A 19,843-nucleotide genomic window follows, 5' to 3' on the forward strand; every position below is an offset into this window, starting at 1 on the left:
CTTTTTTGAGTGAAACAATTAAATGTTTCTACCAGTGTTAATTACGTTTACATCATTGAACCTGGCAGTAGAACTACCATGAGATACTGCGCTCACCTGTGAAGGCTGCCCTTTACCATCGAAGAATGTACCGAACAAACGGTAATCATCTTTATCGCAAATCTTAACACATGAATTCCAAAACTCTTGGGTGTTACTTTGGTATGCTACATCTTCTAACATACCAACGATTTCTCCATTTTTAATTTCATAAAAAACAGTACCACCAAACTGAAAATTGTAACGTTGCTGATCTATTGAATATGATCCACGACCCGCTATATAAATACCTTTCTCTACATCTTTGATCATTTCAGATATAGAATACTTCTCTTTACCCGGCTCTAAAGAAACATTAGGCATACGCTGAAACTGAACATCGTCCCAGCTTTGTGCGTAGCAACAACCGTGAGATTCCTCTTCTCCGATCATATGTGCTTGGTCACGTATAGCTTGGAAATTTGTCAATACTCCGTTACGTACCAAATCCCACTTCTTGGCTTTCACTCCTTCATCATCATACCCAACAGCGCCTAATGAACCAACTTGGGTCTTATCCGCAACAAGGTTTACAATATCGCTACCGTATTTAAAATTGCCCGATTTCAACTTATCTAAAGAGGCGAAACTAGTACCGGCATAATTTGCTTCGTAGCCTAATACTCTATCTAATTCTAATGGGTGACCTACAGATTCGTGAATAGTCAATCCAAGGTGATTGGGTTCTAATACCAAATCATATTTACCGGCATCAACAGATTTTGCCGTTAGTTTTTCTTTAGCTTGTTTCGCTGCCATAGTAGCATCTTCTACCATGTCATAACTATTTCTGTATAAACGTAACCCTGCAGGACCTTCAAGTTTTTCAGATTCTAATCCGTCTAAATACTCATACCCCATACCTACGGGTGCACTCATATTCTCTCTAGTCTTAAAAGTACCCGCAGCCTTATCAACAGCAGTTACCCTTAATGTTGGCCACAAGCGGTGTATATCTTGATCTATATAAGAACCATCGGTAGATGCAAAATACTTTTGCTCGTTAACCATGAATAAAGCGGAATTCACAAAGTTTGCTCCGTTATCCAAAGCGGCTGCATTTGCGCTTAATAAAAGGTCTACCTTTTCTGAAACAGGTACTTCTTTAAAGTCTTTCTTGATCGGTGTTTTCCAAAAAACTTCTCCGTAAGCATTTACGGGAGCCAATTTTACCGGCTCTTTTTGAATTTTAGAATTTGCCTTGGCGATTGCAACGGCTTGTTCAGTTGCTTTTTTAATACCGTCTTCGGTAACGCTATTGGTTGAGGCAAAACCCCAAGTTCCATTAGCAATAACACGAATACCGATACCGAAAGATTCTGTATTTACTACATTCTGTACTTTATCTTCCCTAGTGAATACATATTGGTTAAGGTACCTACCAATTCTGGTATCTGCATATGTTGCTCCTAAAGATTTGGCTGTGTTCAATGCCACATCTGCCATTCTCTTTTTTACCAAGGTATCCATACCAGGTTCTAGTAAAGCCTCCGTGGGGATGTCATTTCCTAGCAATAATGATGGCATCATTAGTGCTCCGGCACCCAACCCGGCGTACTGTACAAAATCTCTTCTTTTCATGTGTTAGTTTTAAATTGGTTCTTTATAATCGAATATGCAACCCCAAAGAATAACATATATAGTGAGTTCATTATGTATAGTTTTGGTTCTCGTTTTGTAAAATGAAAACCAAAAATTTACTAGGAAGATGAGAAGCTTATACTACACCATAAATTCTAGCCCTCTAAAAATAGACAGGGTTTTGTAACAATTATGTTAACCTTAACATAAAATATAACGGAAAGTGATGTTTTTGGGAATAATGGAAAAATAGGAGGGTGATTTTCTATTCTTCGGAAGGATTGGAGATTGAAATATCTTTTTGACTATTGTTAAAATCTAAAAATTTTTTCCGATTTTCAAAGAATAGTGTGGAATGGTATCTCCATTTGTATCTGTTTGAGTTGCTGCTACAATCCCCAGAAAATATGAATTTGCAATTTCATAACTATAATGTAAACGTAAAGAACCACCAAAAGCAAAAGTACGCCCTGGTTCCAATCTAGTAATATCCCTAACAGGAATCGGTAAGTTTGTAGCTGCAGGATACAGTGTTATATAAAAATCACTTAGAGAAGTAGCTTGATACCTAAACACTGAAAGAATAGTTGCACCAAGTTTGTGTCTATTCATTTCAATAAAGTTATACCTAAACCCCAAAACCAATTGATATCCTGCAGTTACGGTATGTAGAGAGCCATCATACACATTACCTTCGAATCTTTATAAGTCAATAAATAATCTGGAGTATCATTCAAGGTACCTTCAAAACCTAGTTGCCAATATGATTTTTTGGATAGTTCTTGTCCATAATTAAAGCCATAATGATAGCCAGGTATATCTGCCGAACCATGAACACTTCTACCAAACATGAATTCTAAATAAGAGTCATCGTTATTCTGAGAATAGATAGATAAAGTGGTAAGTAAAGTAAAGATGAAGAATAAAATATTTTTCTGCAAATCCATATTTTAAGAGTTGACCAAAAATAATTATGTTTCAACAATTTATTCCCAAGGATGTTCTTCGAAAAGTGGAGGGTTTTATGCTATAATTTAGAAAGTACTAACAGACTATCTATGCATCCTATCTATGCATCCTATCTAAAATCTCCATAATCTCGGTTTTCTTTCGGACTGATACTGGAACATTCTCTCCATTTTTCAACATTAAATAACCGCCATCGGTTTTTATATAGGCGCTGATGCATTGAAGGTTTACTAAATGACTTTGGTGTACACGCACAAAATCGTGACTACTTAAAAGGTCTGCAAAGTACTTTAAGGTCTTTGTTACGAATATCTTACGTTTGTCTTGAAGATGAAAAATGGTGTTGTTACTATCAGATTCGCACCGAATAATGTCATCTAAGCTGACAATGATAATTTGATCTAGTGTATGTAACGATATTTTATTTGGTTTTTTCTCTGGTGCAGAAATAGTCTCTTTTAAAATCTGTAAACGTTCTTTATTTGGCTGCAATTGCTCTTTTGCTCTAGATATAGCTAAGCTCAAATCTTCATTAGCATATGGTTTTAATACATAGTCGATTGCTGCAAACTTGAAAGCACGTATCGCAAATTCATCACTGGCTGTTACAAATATGATTTTAGACTTCAGGTCTGGGAAAATCTCTAAAATATCAAAGCCCGTACCATCTCCCAACATAATATCCAAGAACAGAATATCGGGCTGATTTTTGCGTAGCACTTTTGCGGCTTCCACTACACTCTGTGCCGTGGCGATAATTTCAATCTCTGGATGCTGGGTCTCAATATCCTTTTTTAAAAGGGTCATGGCATCGATCATGTCTTCTACTATTATCGCTGTATGCATAGGTCTTTAATAATCTGTTAGTAAAGGTATTTTAAAGGTAATCTTGGTACCATCAATATTACCGTCTTCATTTTTAATTTCACTGATATGCAGGGTATTGGTACCTACAATTGATTCTAGTCTTTCTTTGGTAACGGTCAATGCCATAGATTGATGGTCTGTTTTTGGCTTTTCGCTTTGCGATTTAAAAATACCTAATCCGTTATCAATAATACTACATTGTAAATGGGTCTCGCTAGTACTAAAACCTATCTCAAGCTTACCGGGTTTATTGCCTTTTAAAATACCATGTCTAATGGCATTTTCTACAAATGGCTGAATTAACATTGGCGGAATCAATATCTCTTCGGCATCAGGGTTGGTTTGAACATCAATGGTATACTCAAAAGGTTTCTGTGCCATTAATTGCTCTACTTCTACATAATGCCGCAACGCCTTAATTTCTTGGTCTAAACTTATATGTTCTTTCCTCGAATTCTGTAGTGTTTCTCTCAATAATATGGCAAAGCTATTAATGGTGGTATCCATCTTTTCTGGCTTGTTGCCTGCCATCGCTTTTATCCCATTTAAAACATTGAATATAAAATGCGGATTCATTTGTAATTGCAATGCTTTCTGCTCTAAGGTTAGCAGGTAATTCTGTGTTTTCAATCGTTCTTGCTCCGCTTTGTTCTTTGCTTTTATCTTACGAATGTAAAACCACCCAATACCTAACAATACAACAATTGCCAATGCCAAGACCGACCATTGAAACCAATCTTTTTTGTACAGCGGACTATCGATAAAAAAGCTGAATTTGATAGGATCACTTTCTTGCCATCTGTAATTTCTAGATTGCACTTGAAAAGTATGAGACCCATAAGCCAGACCCGCAAAATTTTGCTTGTTCTCTTTTACCCACGGACTCCATTCTGTATCATCTAGTTTTGTTCTGTACTCAATTTCATTTGGGTGATCCACATCTACCGTTCTGAACGAAAAACCTAATTGCGTCTGCTCTGGAGTTAGTTGTAGTACTTTGTTACTATTTGTCCAGTCTTTTAAAATTAAGGAATCAATATTCTTATACCGCTCCTCTACTGCCGTAAAATAAACTGTTGGTGCTAACGACGCCTTTTTGCTTTCACTAGGCACATGTTTGGTCAATCCGTAAATGGCACCAAACCATAGATTTCCAGAGTCATCTTTATCTACGGCATTTAAGCAGGTTTCTATTCCTAGAAATCCGTCATTTCTACCAAAGTGATAGACGTCTACAATTTCATTATCGGTGTTCAATTCTATCTTATCCACTCCCCTTTCGGAACCTGCCCACATGTACCCTTGGTCATCGAAAATGAGCTGATAGATGTTATTAGAAGATAAATTCTTGTTTCCTTTTAATTGCTGAAAATTTACAAGGTTTGTGCTGTTCGCATACCAAATACCCTTACCCGATGTACCTAAGAAAATAGTACCATCATGAAACAAAATGGTATTAACTGCGGTTTGTTGTTCTAAACCGGTTTCAATACTGGTCACCTTGTTATTTTCTATATACCCTAAATGACCATTTTGTGTAGCGTACCACAACTTACCATCTCGGGCTTTTACCATGCCTTTTATCAGCATATCGGTAATACCATTGCGCTTAGAAAAGGTTTTTCTAACCACTAGGCTGTCATTATCTGAATAGTAATTGAATTTAACAATACCATGGGCATACGTAGCTGCCCAGATATAATCATCTTCGGCAATTACGGTACGCACCCAATCTGAAGGAAAGCCTTTGCTCTCATCAATGATATGATTGGTGGTTCTTTCAACGGAAACGGTATCTATCTGTATTAAAAAGGTTTCGCTTGAAGAGAACACCAAACTGTCCACCATTTTAGTTTCTCGAAATAAAAGCCCTCTATTGTCTGATCCTGCCCAAATATTGCCTTTTGCATCGCTATCGATTGTCTTGATTTTGACATCGAAAAATGTACCCTTACTTGGTAATGATTGAATTCCTGTGGAATCTATTTTTGCTAAACCAGCTTCTGATGTGGAAAACCACAATCCGTCTGCTGTATTATGCACCGCATAAACCCGATTTCCCTTTAGACCTGATCTTTGATTATAGTGCTTAAAGTTATTCTGAAAGTACTTGTAAAATCCGCCACCGGATGTAGCAATCCACAAATTGCCATTATCATCTTTTACTACTTTTCTAATATGCGGAGTTGCTAAACCACTAGCTGTATTCAATTGCTTGACCTCTGCAAATTTATTCGTTTCTACAATAGTAATTCCATCATTGTCAGTCGCTACCCATAACTCATCTGTATTTTGAATTGACATGGAGTTAATACGTGATGGTTCTGGCATTAGAAACCGGTCATCGTTATTATCTTGATCGATGATAAATACACCATCATCAAAAGTAGCCGCAAGAATTTTGTTTTGATGTGCAATAACGGACTTAAAATTATTGACTTCTAATTTTATTTTTTCTGTTGCAGAATCTCTTAATTCATTAAGTTTCCATAAGCCATTATTAGTTGCTAACCAATAGTAATCTCCATCAAAAAGAATGAAATTAATTTCGCTAGAATCTATTTCAGGATTAATAGTAATCTTACTTAATTCTTTATTTTTAGAATAGCTATAGAGTCCCTTTTTAGTACCTACATACAGTACATTTTCAGCATTGTAGAATTCAAGTATTTGTGGGGAATTAAAATTTACGAAGTTGTTCTTTACTTTTATAGAAAGTCCTTTTCTGGTTCCCACAAAAAGCGAGTCATTTGTGGTATATAAGGCATCAATATAATTTGAAAGTAATCCGTCACTTTCATTCCATACCTCAAATGCATTTCCATCAAAATTTGCCAATCCGCCACCTTGGGTTGCCATCCACAGATAACCCATTTCATCTTGTATAATATCATATACTTGAGACTGTGGTAAACCATCTGCAATGGTATATGCTCGTAGCTGGCTATTTTGCGCAGCTACATACATTGTTCCAAAAAAACAAAATACCGATAAGACGTATGTTCTAAGCAGATTCAAATATGTGTTCTATTTTAAGTAATTATCTAACGTTGTTATGCTTATAATATTTGATATAATAAAGGGTCTTGTATGTTTGTGTTTTGGTACTCAGTGGTATCATTAGGCTGCAAAATAGGTGCCAATACGCAGAGTACGGTTGTTTTTCCTTTTATTATTAGTTTATTTCCTTGTACATTACTTCTCCAACGGAATTTTTCTATCGGAATGTTCAATTTAAATAGTACCTCAGCCATTTCTGGAGATTCTGAAATCCAATCCATAATTGCCTCTTTGTCTTCTAAATTAGGAATATCGGTAACAGCATCAAAAGTAAACTCCCAATCTACCGGAATATTAAACTTGAAACTATAGGCTTTACCAAATGAAGACTCTTGCCTCGTCTTTAACGCTTTAAACCAATCGATAGCTACATCAGGATATGCTTGTTTAAACTCCTTTGCAAGATGCGCAGGTCCTTTAGATTCTGCTGTTGGGTAATACGCGTAGTAGGGTTTTGCCAAATAGTGATCTGCATATTTACCGCCGAATACATTAAAATATGAGGACGCCACTACTTGATCTGCTTTAAACGTATTTTTCAATTCTTGAAGTAAGGGTTGATTTTCCCCTAATCCGCACGAATGAAATATGATTTTAGAACTACTAGCAATGTTCTCACAAATCGTTTCTATACTATAATCTTGTATTGCATTTTGTAAAGTGGAAACAGTAATTCGCTCTCCTGTTTTTGTAGTCTTTAAAGACATGCCCAACCAGGCATTGCTATGGCTTACAATGTGTATTTCTTTAAAACGCACTTGATTTTCTCCTACACTATTTAGATAACTTAAAATCTCATCAATAGCATACAAACTATCTACAATTGGCATTCCTTGCTTTTCAAAATACTGCTTGGCATTGCTATAATAGGTGTTATCACCTTCATCAAAACCAGCAATAAAAACAATAGCTTCTTGTACCATTTCTTTTTTGGTAGGTGAAGCAAGTGCCGCCTCCGACTGTTGCGAAAACGGCTTCTTACTACCTAGCATTAGCATACTAACCAATACTATAATTAAACACTTATTCATAATTATTTTTTAAAAGTCTATACTAACTACAGCATCATCCTTAACCTCACGAACTTGTTCTTTATTAGTCAACTTAGAGCCGTTCCACACATACTTTGTGGTAATGAATTCAACGTTGTTTTGAGCCAATGCATCATCAAGTGTTTTGATGTTTTTTGTTATAGTCGTTTTCAGTAAAATAGTACTCTTAACACCTTGCATATCCGACGGAAAAACAAAAGACTCGGTCTTTAAGTAATTGGTGTCTGCATAATCTATTAAATCCGCCACTTTCTTGAATCTACCATTATTCCAAAACAGGTAGCTTTTACCTACTTGGTAACCTGTGTCTTTATCAGCTAAATCTACTGTAATCACATCTTCTACATTAAACAGACCTAAACTACCGTGATTTTCAATATGAACCGGAATGGCAGCAAGACTATCCAACACCATTTTGTCTAATTGTTGTCCGTTTTTAAAGGCACGTAACTGGAATTCTGTTTCTGTAACTCCAGATTCGTTTTTGGCACTACTTTCATACCCATACACAAACTTCACTTGGTTGTCTGCAATACTCCCAAAAGATTTTTGAGCGATCATACCTCCCCAAACCCATCCGGTTTCATTGCCTGTTGTTACTCGGTACCAGTGGCTATTGATGCCATCTATCTCCTTAGAGTACATGCTTTTTTCCCACAGTACCATTTTAGTTCCAATATCTAGAAGTGTAACTTTTTTACTTCTAACAGATGGCTTTTCACGAAGGAATACTTTGTGGGCCAATAAATACTCATACGTTAGTTCTTCTGCAGGAATATCTTTATCCATCACTTCAAATTCTACTTGTTCTACACTTTGGGCGAACATGTTTACAAATGCAAATAAGCATAGGAATAAGGCACTTTTCTTTAAATTTTTCATAATTCTAAATTTTAAGGGTTATTAATAATTAATTGCTGTTATAGCGTCTTCAGTATCAAAATCATCGTCGTTCCAGGCGATGCTTCTAAGTACTTTAATGTCTTTAATAGTAGCTGTTTCTGTGTATTCTAATACTGCTCTTAGTATGGTTCCTTCTTTGCCGAATAATTGGCTAGGAAAAATGTAGTGTATGTCTAAAATAGGTTCGTAGGCATACTCATTCTTTATACTTGGCAGCGCGATAAAATCATTGTCATTACTTACCAAATAATAGTACTCTTCTGTGCTTGAACAGCAAGCGTTATATTCTAGTGTTACTTTTAAAATTTCCTTGATATCTTCTAAATCCGGATTACTTAAAACCGAAATGCGTATTTCATCTAATAAACCGAAATCGGCAATTGACAATGTTGCCACAAGACGCTCTGGATTGTTTGATTCGATTACGTCTACCAACCAAGTGTCTTCGTCTTCTTGACCACTACTTCTTTGATTCGTGATATCGTAGGTATCCGTTAATAGAAACTCCTGTGCATTGGTGATACAAATGCTGAATAAAAAGGCGAATAGGATTAAATTTTTCATATTGTTATTTTTAGTTGTTTTCTTTCTACACTACTAAATTACAGCAGAGACAGGGCTTTTATGAGGGTGTTCTAGTATTCGTAGCACCTCATCTAGAATTCGTTGAAATACCCGTATTTATTCAGATACTATCTGTGCTAACTTGGAATTATAGTAAAAGAAAAACCTGCAAAATGTTACACATCTTACAGGTCTTCTTCTCCATAAGGAGAACCAACTAACAAAAACTAACTACCTATTTTTTCAATGTTAATGTGATTTCTTTTTTAACGGATTGTAAACTGATTTTCTCCAATTCTAACTGTATGGTTTTATCCATCGTCCAGCTACCATTTTCTAGTTTCTCCACACGTATAACCTTGCCTTCTGCATTGAATTTTATGCGCAAGCTTTCATACTTTTTTAAGTACTCGGTTATTAGTTTGGTATACATTACTTTGAACTCCATCGTCAATTGTCTTTTTACATTCTTCTCTATTTCGTTTTCAAAATCTATGGTAAATGTGCGCTTAAATTTGCTACTCTCTTTTACCTCAGCTTCTGCACCAACGGCTGAATTATTTACATTATTAGGCATTGGCAACGGTTGCTTCACTTTGGTCAATGTGCCATCTTCATTTACTATGGCTTCATCTACCGCTACAAAAGAAGTGTAGTTGGTAAGTAGGTTGTATTTCAATCCCAATTCAATTACTTCTGCTTTTACGTCTTCATTAAATAAGTTGCTGTAATCATCTAACTCCCCTATTTTCTTTCTTGCCCATAAGTAACGTAATGCTTTGTTTTGCTTACTTAATTGTCCGTCAGATACATTATACACTTCTCTAAATCGCTTTTTACCTTGATAGCCGGTTACAATAATTTTACCCTCAGCCTTGCCTCTATATTTACCATGAACAATAACTGGTCTCGCAGCAAATACATCTGGTATGCTCTTTTGGGCAAGGTCATACATATCAAAGCCTTTTGATTCAATTTTTACTCGGGTTAATAATGGTGTAGAAATGTATTTAGCAAAATCTTTGGCAACTTCTTCCGCTTCTTCAGATGTAGTTGCAATAAATGATTTGCTGTTCGACACTTTAGCCATACCCTCTATTAAATATCTATTCACGCTAGATCCTATACCGAAGGTGAATACATTGGCTTTATCCAAATTTGAGCTGATCAGCTCAAAAGCTTCTTTTTCTACACTTACGTAGCCGTCAGTGATAATGACCATAGAACGGGCACTACCCATATCTTTTCTTGGTAATTTATATGCCTCGTGTAATGCACTTAATAATTGGGTGCCACCACCGCCTTGACCTTCTGATAAAAAACGAATGGCTGCTTCAATATTCTGTTCGGTCGATTCTACCGGTGTGGGGCTAAAAACAGTTGAACTAGAAGCGAATAACTGAACATTGAAGGTGTCGCTCATTCGTAAATTGCAAAGTAGGTTTCGCATTAATTGTCTTGATACTTCTAAAGGGTATCCGTTCATAGAACCTGATACGTCTACAATAAACAAGTACTCACGTGACGGAATATCATCTAATTCCACATTTTTACTTGGCTCCATTTGATAGGTAAAGAAGTTCTCTTCTTCCCCTTCATACATCAATAACCCCGTTTGTATTTGGTTTCCTCGTAAGTTATAATTCAATATAAAATCTCTGTTCGACGGATTTGTATTCTCTTCGGATAAAAAGACTTCGGCTGTTTTCGCATCAGGATGCTTTACGGTTACTTTATGACTAGTGCTATTAATATTCTGAATGATCATACCCGCATTCAAGGTTACCGTCATATCAAAATCAAAACTATCTGCAATACCCTTTGTCGTGTATGGCATATTAAAGCTCTCTTCATTTTCAGTGCTCTCACCAGTGAACCTTGGACCCACAACACCTGGTGCTACAAATTGATATTCCCCATTTACAGGCACTAATATTTCTGTGTAATAAATATCTATGGTAATTTCATCGCCAGGCATAATATTACCCACATTCATTTTAAACACATTGGGTCTGTCTTGGTCTAACTTCGCTGCCCGCTTGCCTTCACTCAAAGCGGTTTCATATACTTTTTGGGCTTCTTGCTTTTCAAATATTTTGGCATTGACAATTTTATTGCCAATAGTCATCTGCATTTTATGAACCGCTGCTTGTGTAGAAAGCGGAAATACATATTTTGCTTCTACTGCCCCTGCTCCCTTATTTTGATATACCTGTGTTACCCTAACATGAGCAATAGTACCAGATATTTCAACTTCTGTTTTTGAAGATTTTAAAGGAATAACCGCATCTTCTGTAGATACCAATAAATACGGACTGTCATTATCTTGAGAAAAGCCTGTGAAGATGGTGCAACACAGTAAAAAGGTGTAAAGTAGTTTCATGATCGTAGTTTTAGATTATTATTATTTGAAGTCAAATCTAACTGCGAACTACTCGTAAAATGGGTACCTTTTAGTATTCGTTGGGTATGAACTAGAATTCGTAGTCCACTATAGTTATTCAACTACTGACGAATATCATGTATCACTAATTCAATGATTTATACTTTTATCGCATCAACAAACAACAATAGGTCATGAGAAGAAATTTAAATCAACAGGAATGCAAAACATTATTGACACAGAACTACATTGGTAGACTGGCTTATATTTCTGGCGGATCTCCACATATTGTACCCATTACCTATTTCTACGATCCTGAAACTAACACTATCACAAGCTATTCTTCTGAAGGTCATAAAATTCAGGAAATGAGGAAAAATACGGCTGTATGTTTGTCGATAGATGAAATAACCTCCATTGCAGACTGGAAATCTGTTCTATTGCAAGGTACTTTTGAGGAACTTTCTCGTATAGATGCAAAACATATGCTACATGAATTTTCTGAGGGAGTTAAAAAAGTGATCGCAACTAATTACGGAGAACACCCAAAATGTATAAGTGAATTCTCTGCGAAAATTGATACCGAAGATGCTCCTATCATTTTTAGGATCAACATCAACGAACTGAAGGGAAAACTAAGAGTAACCGATAAACAATAGAGATTTAACTTTTTTAATTCAATGCCTAACTTGTTATTGTCCAGTGGTTATTATTATTTATAATGTAAAAAAAAAGCTCTCATTTAAATGAGAGCTTTTTTCAATTCTAATTGCTATCTATAAGAAATCGTTTCTCAAAACTGTTCTTAAGTAGTTGCCTTGCCGAAGCCAACAACTCTTCAACCTGATCTAGTGTTGTTTTACGAATGTCTGCTATTTCTTCAGTAGTTAAACCTTCATTCGTAAAAAGTTCAAATACCGTTCTCATGGGTAAATTCATTTTATCTAACACCAGTTGCATATGGTTATAGATACGTTCTTTATCTAATGTAGCATCTAGCTTATCTGCCAATTTCTTTTCTTCCTCCGTTATAAAGACGTGGTTAAGAGAATAGTTGCTTTTATCTAAAGACTTATCATCCATCTCATCTAAAAGTAAAAAATCACCATCGGCGTCTTGTGTATAATTTTCTTCCATAGCATCCCATTCTGGCTTAGAATAGGTATCTATATTATCAAAAAAGACATGATCAAACTCCTCTTCTACTAAACTATCTTCTAATAACTCATCTACTTTTTTAAATAGAAAAACATGCAATTCATTTTCACTTTTTATATCATCGATATTATCATATACCTCTATAAATAGTTGATCGGTAAAATCGCTCGGGTTAAACATACCTTTATTCAGCTTGCCGTTTGCCACGGCACTATTCAATCTTTTAGAAACGTATCGGTAAATTTGAGGGAGTACCTTTAATAGTTCTTTATTAAAAGATTCTCTATTCTCTTTACGCTTAAACGTAACCAGCTGAGAGTATGTTTCTTTCATTATTATTCTTATATCGTTCATGGCAGTTTCCATAATAGTTTACTTTTAAGATTATTACACTATAAAATTGCAATCTTATAGGCGTAAATCATATGATAAATGTCAGTGAGTTGCCTAAAGATTTCAGATAATTTAGTACTTGATATGCCTTTTACAAATTAATACCGAAAAACAATAGTATGATCAATCCTACCGACTTTGGAATTACCGGACTCACAGACCAACAGGTTGATGCTTCTAAAAAGGAACATGGCTTAAATTCTTTTAATTATAAGAAAGAAAATAGCTTTTTAAATGCCTTAAAAAGTATTGCTAAAGAGCCCATGGTTATATTGTTACTCATAGCTTCATCTATATATTTTATAACCGGTAATTATGGTGATGGCGTTTTTTTGGCTTCTGCCATTGTTCTTGTTGGCTCCATATCGCTATATCAAGATTCTAGAAGTAGAAAGGCTCTAGAAAATCTCGAAAACCTTACCCACCCAAAAAGCAAGGTCATACGTAATGGTGCCGTTGTAGAAATTGATAGCCAAGATATTGTTGTTGGTGATTTTCTTATGGTTGAAGAAGGTACTACCATTTCTGCGGATGGCGTTATAGTTCACTCAAATGATTTTTCTGTAAATGAATCCATATTAACCGGCGAATCACTTTCTGTATATAAGGACGCCACAAGTACAGATAATTTAATTTTTACAGGAAGTACCGTTGCTAGCGGATTGGCAATTGCCCAAATTACCGCAATTGGCAACTCAACCAAACTGGGAAAAATAGGCAAAAGCCTTGAAGACATCACCGAAGAAAAAACACCTTTGGAACTGAAGATTTTCAACTTCGTAAAATTAATGTCCATCTGGGGCGGCGTTATATTTCTACTCGTTTGGGGAATAAATTACCTGCGTTCTGGTATTGTACTCGACAGTTTACTAAAGGCATTGACCTTAGCTATGAGTATTTTACCCGAAGAAATTCCTGTTGCATTTACCACTTTTATGGCGTTAGGTGCGTGGCGATTAATGAAAATGGGTATCGTCGTAAAACAGATGAAGACCGTTGAAACCTTAGGTAGTGCAACTGTTATTTGCACTGATAAAACCGGCACTATCACCCAAAACAAAATGGCTTTAGCCAAACTGTTCACATTAAAGACCGGTACCATAGTTAATACTAAAGATATATTAGGCGTCAATGAAAAAGAACTTATCACAACTTCTATGTGGGCAAGTGAACCAATACCATTTGACCCAATGGAAATTGCTATACATAATGCATACGGTAGTTCAACAGATAACGATGAGCGCACCAATTATAAAATGGTTCATGAATACCCCTTAGGTGGTAAACCGCCAATGATGACCCATGTTTTTCAGAATAAAGAGGGCAACCAGATTATTGCCGCTAAAGGTGCGCCTGAAGCTATTATAGCAGTAGCTAATCTTACTACTTCTGAAATTGAAATTATACAAAGAACACTTACCGAATTAGGTAAAGATGGGTATAGAATGCTTGCCGTGGGTATGGCGATATTTGAAGGAGAAAATTACCCGAAAGAACAACAAGATTTTAAATTTGATTTTAAGGGAATTATCGCTTTCTATGATCCACCAAAAGAAAACATCTCACAAGTACTGAAGGACTTTGATAGTGCGGGCATACAAGTGAAACTGGTTACAGGTGATAATGCGAATACCGCTATGGCAATCGCCAAACAAATCAATTTTAAAGGATATGAAAAATGTATTTCTGGCGATGAGTTAATGCAACTAACAGATGCCGAATTACAAGAAAAAGTAAAGCACATCAACGTATTCTCTAGAATGTTCCCCGATGCGAAATTGAGAATTGTAAATGCATTAAAGAAAAACAATGAGGTGGTAGCAATGACTGGCGACGGTGTAAATGACGGTCCAGCTTTAAAGGCTTCACATATTGGTATTGCCATGGGTAAAAAAGGTACTGAAATTGCCAAACAAGCAGCATCTCTTATATTGGTTGATGATGACCTATCTAGAATGGTTGATGCCGTTGCCATGGGTAGAAAAATATACACCAACTTGAAAAAGGCTATTCAGTATATCATTTCTATACACATACCAATCATCCTTACCGTATTTATACCCTTGGCGTTACGGTGGATCTATCCGAATATATTCTCACCATCTCATGTCATTATCTTAGAATTGATTATGGGACCAACCTGCTCTATAATTTTTGAAAACGAACCATTAGAGAAGAACCTCATGTTTAAAAAACCGAGACCTTTTTCAACTACTTTTTTTAACTATAAAGAACTATTTACAAGTGTTTTACAGGGCTTAGCTATAACTATAGGTGCATTAGTTATTTATCAATATACCGTAGTTGTTGGGTTCTCTGAGAATACTACTAGAACCATGGTATTTATGGTCTTGATCGTAGCTAATATCTTTTTGACTTTGGTGAACCGATCTTTTTATTATTCCATATTCACGACCTTGAAATACAAGAATAATTTGGTTCCGCTAATTATAGGTCTTACCATCATACTTACACTAGCTATGTTATATGTACCTGCATTGACCCGCTTTTTTGAATTTGAAAAATTATCTATGTCTCAACTAGGCACAACAATAATTGTAGGTGCTGTTTCTGTACTTTGGTTCGAACTTGTAAAATGGATAAAACGCGCTAAGAAAAATGTATAATTATAGTTTTTCTCCATATGCTAAATCTCCAGCATCGCCTATACCTGGCAAAATATAACCGCGAGCATTCAGTTCTGGATCAACTGCCGCAATCCACAAATGAGTATTTTGCGGAAAAATGTTCTCGATAAATTCAATGCCTTGCTGCGAACCTATAACAGAGACAATATGAATTTGTTTAGGAGTGCCATGTTTTTTTAAACCTTCCAATACATTTTCTAAAGTTCTACCTGTAGCCAACATTGGGTCTGTAAGTACAAGTACTTTACCTTCTAAAGATGGTGCCGCAAAATAGTCCACAATCACTTCAAAATTATCTTCATCGCCTTCATGTTTTCTAAATGCAGATATGAATCCGTTTTCAGCGTTATCAAAATAATTTAAAAGTCCTTGGTGTAATGGTAAACCTGCTCTTAAAATAGAACATATAACTACTTGATCTTGACTTAAATTCATGGATTTATGACCAAGCGGAGTAGTAACATTTTTAATATGGTACTCTAATTCTTTACTTACCTCGTAACCTAGCACCTCTCCTATTCTTTCTATATTTCTTCGAAAACGCATTGCATCTTTCTGAATGTGCGAATCTCTTATCTCTGAAATGAAAGTATTTAGTATTGAATTTTCGTCGCCTAAATTATGAATGACCATGAATGCTATATTTTAATTGTAAGGTACTGTTTTAAAATAAAAAACTTGAATATATCAATGTTACCATTTATATATTCAAGTTTCACTATTTTCAATTTCATTCTATTAGTGCTTATGCACTTAACATACCTCCATCAATTGGATGTGTACATCCGGTAATATATTTACTGTCATCAGAAGCCAAAAACAAGGCATATTCTCCAATCTCTTTTGAAGTAGCGTAACGCCCGAAAGGTACTGTCGCCGTAAATCCGTCTTTTACAGCATCTGGATTATCGGGAGCCATACCGCTTTCTATTCTACGCATCATATCATTATCAACCGGACCAGGGTGTATGGTATTGACACGTATTTTTCTACTAGCATTTTCATTAGCTGCAACCCTCATTATACCTACAACAGCATGTTTTGTAGCACAATAGGCGCCTAAACCTGTAAACCCTTTTAAACCGGCAACTGAAGATGTTATAATGACACTGCCACCCTGTTCCATTTTAGGAATTATATATTGGCAACCCAACCAAACCCCTTTTAAGTTTACAGCAATTACTTTATCGAACATCTCTTCTGGATATTCTGCTATCGAAGTTGGTGTGCCTTCAATACCGGCATTGGCAAAGAAAATATCTATTTTGCCAAAAGTGGCCAAGGCATGGCTCAGGAATTTCAAAGTGTCCTCTTTTTTAGAAACATCTGCTTGAAAAAAGGAAACGTTTTTGTTATTAAATTTAGCTCGAGATTCTTCAATAGCAGCTGCATTAATATCTACCAAAACAACTTTAGCTCCTTGTTCTAAAAATAAATTGGCAGTTGCCAAACCAATACCACCTGTGCCACCTGTAATAACGGCTACTTTATCTTTTAATCTATTCATCGTACTTATTTTTTAGTTTCTAGATTTTCAATAGTCCAACCTTGTCCTGCTTTATGTGTAGCTACTAAATTTTTATGTATAATCTTAGCACCTATCTCTGGCATTTGATAGCGTTTAACGGTCATTTGAACATGATCTCTTTTTTCGAAATAATCTGTAATTTCACCAGTTGAACTAACGCGTACATCAAAAAACTTATACTCGAAAATCTTTAATTTAAATTCATTTTCACCTTTGAAGCTCTTATCAAATAAAACAGCTGTCGTAAAGCCGTCTTTAAAGGGAAACACATTTAAAAACTGTGGTTCAATGACAATCTTACCTGAGGTATCCATAAATCCGAATACAGGCACCCCATCTTCTACTGTACTTTTTATAATGCATAAACCTTCGCTGAATATGGGGTATTTAACTCCTGAAACATCTGTTTTGGTTTCATCAACTTTTGCGCTCGCAAATATGTCATCTCTATATTCAATAACCATTTTTCCCTCTTCATTGATAAACCCCCATTGCTTGCCTTTACGCACTGCCGCCAAGCCCTCGCTAAAAGGAGCTATTTCATCAATATTATTTAAAACTTGTGCTGAAGCGGGTATCGTTACCATCAGTGCTAATACCCATAAGATTAGTGTTTTTTTCATAATTTCTAAATTTTAGAATGTTCTACTAATGTATTTAGTTGAACACTAAATTACTATGACGAATATCAGGCTTCTTAAATCTTAACTTATTTACATGCAAACCGCATTATTCAATCTTTCGAAATTTCTTCATCTCATTTTAAAATACTCCTTTCAATAACTAAATAGCTACTAGATTTTTAATGGACAAATCTTTCTTGCCGGTATCTAAATAGAAATTTTCGGGTTGACTATTTACCCGTCATGATATTTATCATAGGTTTTTTTCGCCCCCTCCAATACTTTTAAAGTATCAATAAACGAAAGCCATGAAAAATATTCTCATTCCTACAGATTTCTCGAGCAATGCAGATCACGCAATTACATATGCCCTTAATGTTTTTAAGTGTGAGCGTACCAATTTTTACTTTATACATGCATATGCAGATGAAGTATATGGACCATATCATAATGTCGACAAGGATACATTCGACAAACAAAAAAATAGTATTGCCGATGAATCTGAGAATAAATTACAAAAGCTTGTTGCCAATACGCAAACAAAAACGCACAACCCGCTTCATAAATACGAAGCAATTTCTTCTTTCGAATCTATGGTTGATGCTATTAATGATTTTGCCGACTCAAAAAATATAGACTTAATAATAATGGGTACCAAAGGTAAAACCGCCAGTTCTAAAATCACCTTTGGCAGTAATACCGTGCAAGTATTTAAGTATGTGAAATGTCCGGTTTTGGCTGTACCTAATCAATATAGTTATAACCAACCTAAGAAAATACTATTTCCAAGTAACTACATGCTTCCCTATAAACGTCGAGAATTGAAACTGTTAGATATTATGGCAGGAGAATTCAAAGCAGAAGTTCTTAGTTTATACATCTCAGATTTTGAAGATTTAAGCCTTAGACAACTAGATAACAAAAAATTCTTAGAAGAATCTTTACCAAATGCTAGATTATCATTTGTAAGAACTGGTGTTCATAATAGGGCAAATGCGATTACTGAATATATCAAAGAGAATGATATCGATTTACTAGTGATGGTAAACTCAAGACATTCGTTTTTAGAAGACTTGTTGTACCAATCTACTATTGATGAAATTGGTCTTTCACCTACTATTCCGTTTTTAGTATTGCAAAATCTACCCCGCTAACTAAAGTTATTCTACTATGAAAAAAATACTCATTACTACAGATTTCTCAGATAATGCTTGGAACGCCATTTTTACAGGATTAAAAATATACGCAGAAGTAGATTGTCATTTTTACTTATTGCACGCTTATGAACCTACACCATTAAATTTAATGGGCTCAAAAAGCCAACAAAGGTTAGGTGTTATATATGATTCACTTTCAAAATACTCTACAGAAGAGCTAAAAGAAGTGCTTTCATATCTTAAAATAAACCATAAAAACCCAAAGCATCAATTAACAACACTCTCTAAACCAGGTAATTTAGAAGATTCAGTCGAAGCTGTTCTAAACGAGAATGACATCGATATATTGATTATGGGTACACAAGGTGCAACAGGGGCTAAAGAAATTTTCTTAGGCAGTAACACCGTTAAGGTATTGAATCTTATAAAAAGCATACCCATTCTTGTGGTACCCACTGGTTTTAACTTTCAAAGTCTAAAAACACTATTTTTTGCAACTGATTTTAGTGCACCCTACACGAAAAATTTATTTGACCCTATTATCGAGCTTAGTAAGATTTGGAGTGCCAATATTGAAATAGTTCACGTGGCTATAGAATTTAATTTAAATGATCATCAAGAGGCATATAAAGAAGTTTTAAAAGAACGTTTAGCTGGGTTTGATATTAAATTTAAGAACATACCTTTTGAAATCAATACTTCTAAAAGTATTGACATGTATACTGAAGAGAAAGATGATAGCATTTTGGCCATATTACGCCATCAACATACTTTCTGGGAAAAAGTTATTGGTGAGGCAGTTGTAAAAAAGATTGCATTTCATTCTAAAATACCGGTCTTATTCTTACCCCAATAGCACCGCATCTTTTCTAATACTTT

The 19,843-nt window shown here is 35.4% G+C and carries 17 protein-coding genes; 4 read left to right on the forward strand and 13 right to left on the reverse strand.

The genetic code is table 11. The features are described from left to right. Nucleotides 1–18: 18 nt before the first annotated feature. The 9 genes from Q4500_RS12290 to Q4500_RS12330 all read right to left on the reverse strand — a co-directional run bounded on the left by Q4500_RS12290 (nt 19) and on the right by Q4500_RS12330 (nt 11,457). Entirely contained in the window at nt 19–1,659 is a 1,641-nt protein-coding gene (locus Q4500_RS12290; protein ID WP_303599949.1) for a TldD/PmbA family protein, read from the reverse strand. A gap of 318 nt (nt 1,660–1,977) precedes the next feature. Next, nucleotides 1,978–2,271: a hypothetical protein gene (locus Q4500_RS12295; RefSeq protein WP_303599950.1), complete on the reverse strand. Its 294-nt coding sequence runs from the start codon at nt 2,269–2,271 to the stop codon at nt 1,978–1,980. A 47-nt stretch (nt 2,272–2,318) separates the two neighbouring features. Next, nucleotides 2,319–2,606: a hypothetical protein gene (locus Q4500_RS12300; protein ID WP_303599951.1), complete on the reverse strand. Its 288-nt coding sequence runs from the start codon at nt 2,604–2,606 to the stop codon at nt 2,319–2,321. Nucleotides 2,607–2,724: 118 nt separating this feature from the next. Continuing rightward, a complete protein-coding gene (locus Q4500_RS12305; protein ID WP_303599952.1) occupies nt 2,725–3,474 on the reverse strand; it encodes a LytTR family DNA-binding domain-containing protein in 750 nt (249 codons plus the stop codon). Between the two features lie 6 nt (nt 3,475–3,480). Continuing rightward, nucleotides 3,481–6,462 (reverse strand): two-component regulator propeller domain-containing protein, encoded by a 2,982-nt coding sequence (locus Q4500_RS12310; protein ID WP_303599953.1) that lies wholly within the window; start codon nt 6,460–6,462, stop codon nt 3,481–3,483. A 92-nt stretch (nt 6,463–6,554) separates the two neighbouring features. After that, nucleotides 6,555–7,586 (reverse strand): hypothetical protein, encoded by a 1,032-nt coding sequence (locus tag Q4500_RS12315; protein ID WP_303599954.1) that lies wholly within the window; start codon nt 7,584–7,586, stop codon nt 6,555–6,557. Nucleotides 7,587–7,595: 9 nt separating this feature from the next. Continuing rightward, the gene (locus tag Q4500_RS12320; protein WP_303599955.1) at nt 7,596–8,489 is read right to left on the reverse strand and encodes an SH3 domain-containing protein; all 894 of its coding nucleotides are present in this window, start codon (nt 8,487–8,489) and stop codon (nt 7,596–7,598) included. A gap of 21 nt (nt 8,490–8,510) precedes the next feature. Continuing rightward, complete coding sequence (locus Q4500_RS12325; protein ID WP_303599956.1) at nt 8,511–9,074, reverse strand: hypothetical protein; 564 nt, start codon at nt 9,072–9,074, stop codon at nt 8,511–8,513. A 235-nt stretch (nt 9,075–9,309) separates the two neighbouring features. Then, nucleotides 9,310–11,457, reverse strand: a complete 2,148-nt coding sequence (locus Q4500_RS12330; protein ID WP_303599957.1) for a VIT domain-containing protein — start codon at nt 11,455–11,457, stop codon at nt 9,310–9,312. A gap of 194 nt (nt 11,458–11,651) precedes the next feature. Between Q4500_RS12330 and Q4500_RS12335 the strand changes: the two genes are divergently transcribed. Continuing rightward, nucleotides 11,652–12,116: a pyridoxamine 5'-phosphate oxidase family protein gene (locus Q4500_RS12335; RefSeq protein WP_303599958.1), complete on the forward strand. Its 465-nt coding sequence runs from the start codon at nt 11,652–11,654 to the stop codon at nt 12,114–12,116. 106 nt (nt 12,117–12,222) lie between these two features. On the opposite strand, the gene Q4500_RS12340 is transcribed toward Q4500_RS12335, so the two are convergent. Next, nucleotides 12,223–12,981, reverse strand: a complete 759-nt coding sequence (locus Q4500_RS12340; RefSeq protein WP_303599959.1) for an RNA polymerase sigma factor — start codon at nt 12,979–12,981, stop codon at nt 12,223–12,225. A gap of 146 nt (nt 12,982–13,127) precedes the next feature. Between Q4500_RS12340 and Q4500_RS12345 the strand changes: the two genes are divergently transcribed. Beyond that, entirely contained in the window at nt 13,128–15,635 is a 2,508-nt protein-coding gene (locus Q4500_RS12345; protein WP_303599960.1) for a cation-translocating P-type ATPase, read from the forward strand. Here the strand turns inward: Q4500_RS12345 and upp are convergent, their stop codons facing one another. The 3 genes from upp to Q4500_RS12360 form a co-directional block, all read right to left on the reverse strand. After that, complete coding sequence (upp, locus tag Q4500_RS12350) at nt 15,636–16,289, reverse strand: uracil phosphoribosyltransferase (protein ID WP_303599961.1); 654 nt, start codon at nt 16,287–16,289, stop codon at nt 15,636–15,638. A gap of 112 nt (nt 16,290–16,401) precedes the next feature. Beyond that, complete coding sequence (locus Q4500_RS12355) at nt 16,402–17,163, reverse strand: SDR family NAD(P)-dependent oxidoreductase (protein ID WP_303599962.1); 762 nt, start codon at nt 17,161–17,163, stop codon at nt 16,402–16,404. Nucleotides 17,164–17,168: 5 nt separating this feature from the next. Beyond that, entirely contained in the window at nt 17,169–17,807 is a 639-nt protein-coding gene (locus Q4500_RS12360) for a WG repeat-containing protein (RefSeq protein WP_303599963.1), read from the reverse strand. Nucleotides 17,808–18,115: 308 nt separating this feature from the next. On the opposite strand from Q4500_RS12360, the gene Q4500_RS12365 reads away from it, so the two are divergent. Beyond that, a complete protein-coding gene (locus Q4500_RS12365) occupies nt 18,116–18,961 on the forward strand; it encodes a universal stress protein (RefSeq protein ID WP_303599964.1) in 846 nt (281 codons plus the stop codon). Between the two features lie 16 nt (nt 18,962–18,977). Next, nucleotides 18,978–19,820, forward strand: coding sequence for a universal stress protein (locus tag Q4500_RS12370; RefSeq protein ID WP_303599965.1), 843 nt, complete (start codon nt 18,978–18,980; stop codon nt 19,818–19,820). Nucleotides 19,821–19,843: the final 23 nt, after the last annotated feature.

The organism is Maribacter sp. 1_MG-2023 (assembly GCF_030547005.1).
GTDB lineage: Bacteria > Bacteroidota > Bacteroidia > Flavobacteriales > Flavobacteriaceae > Maribacter.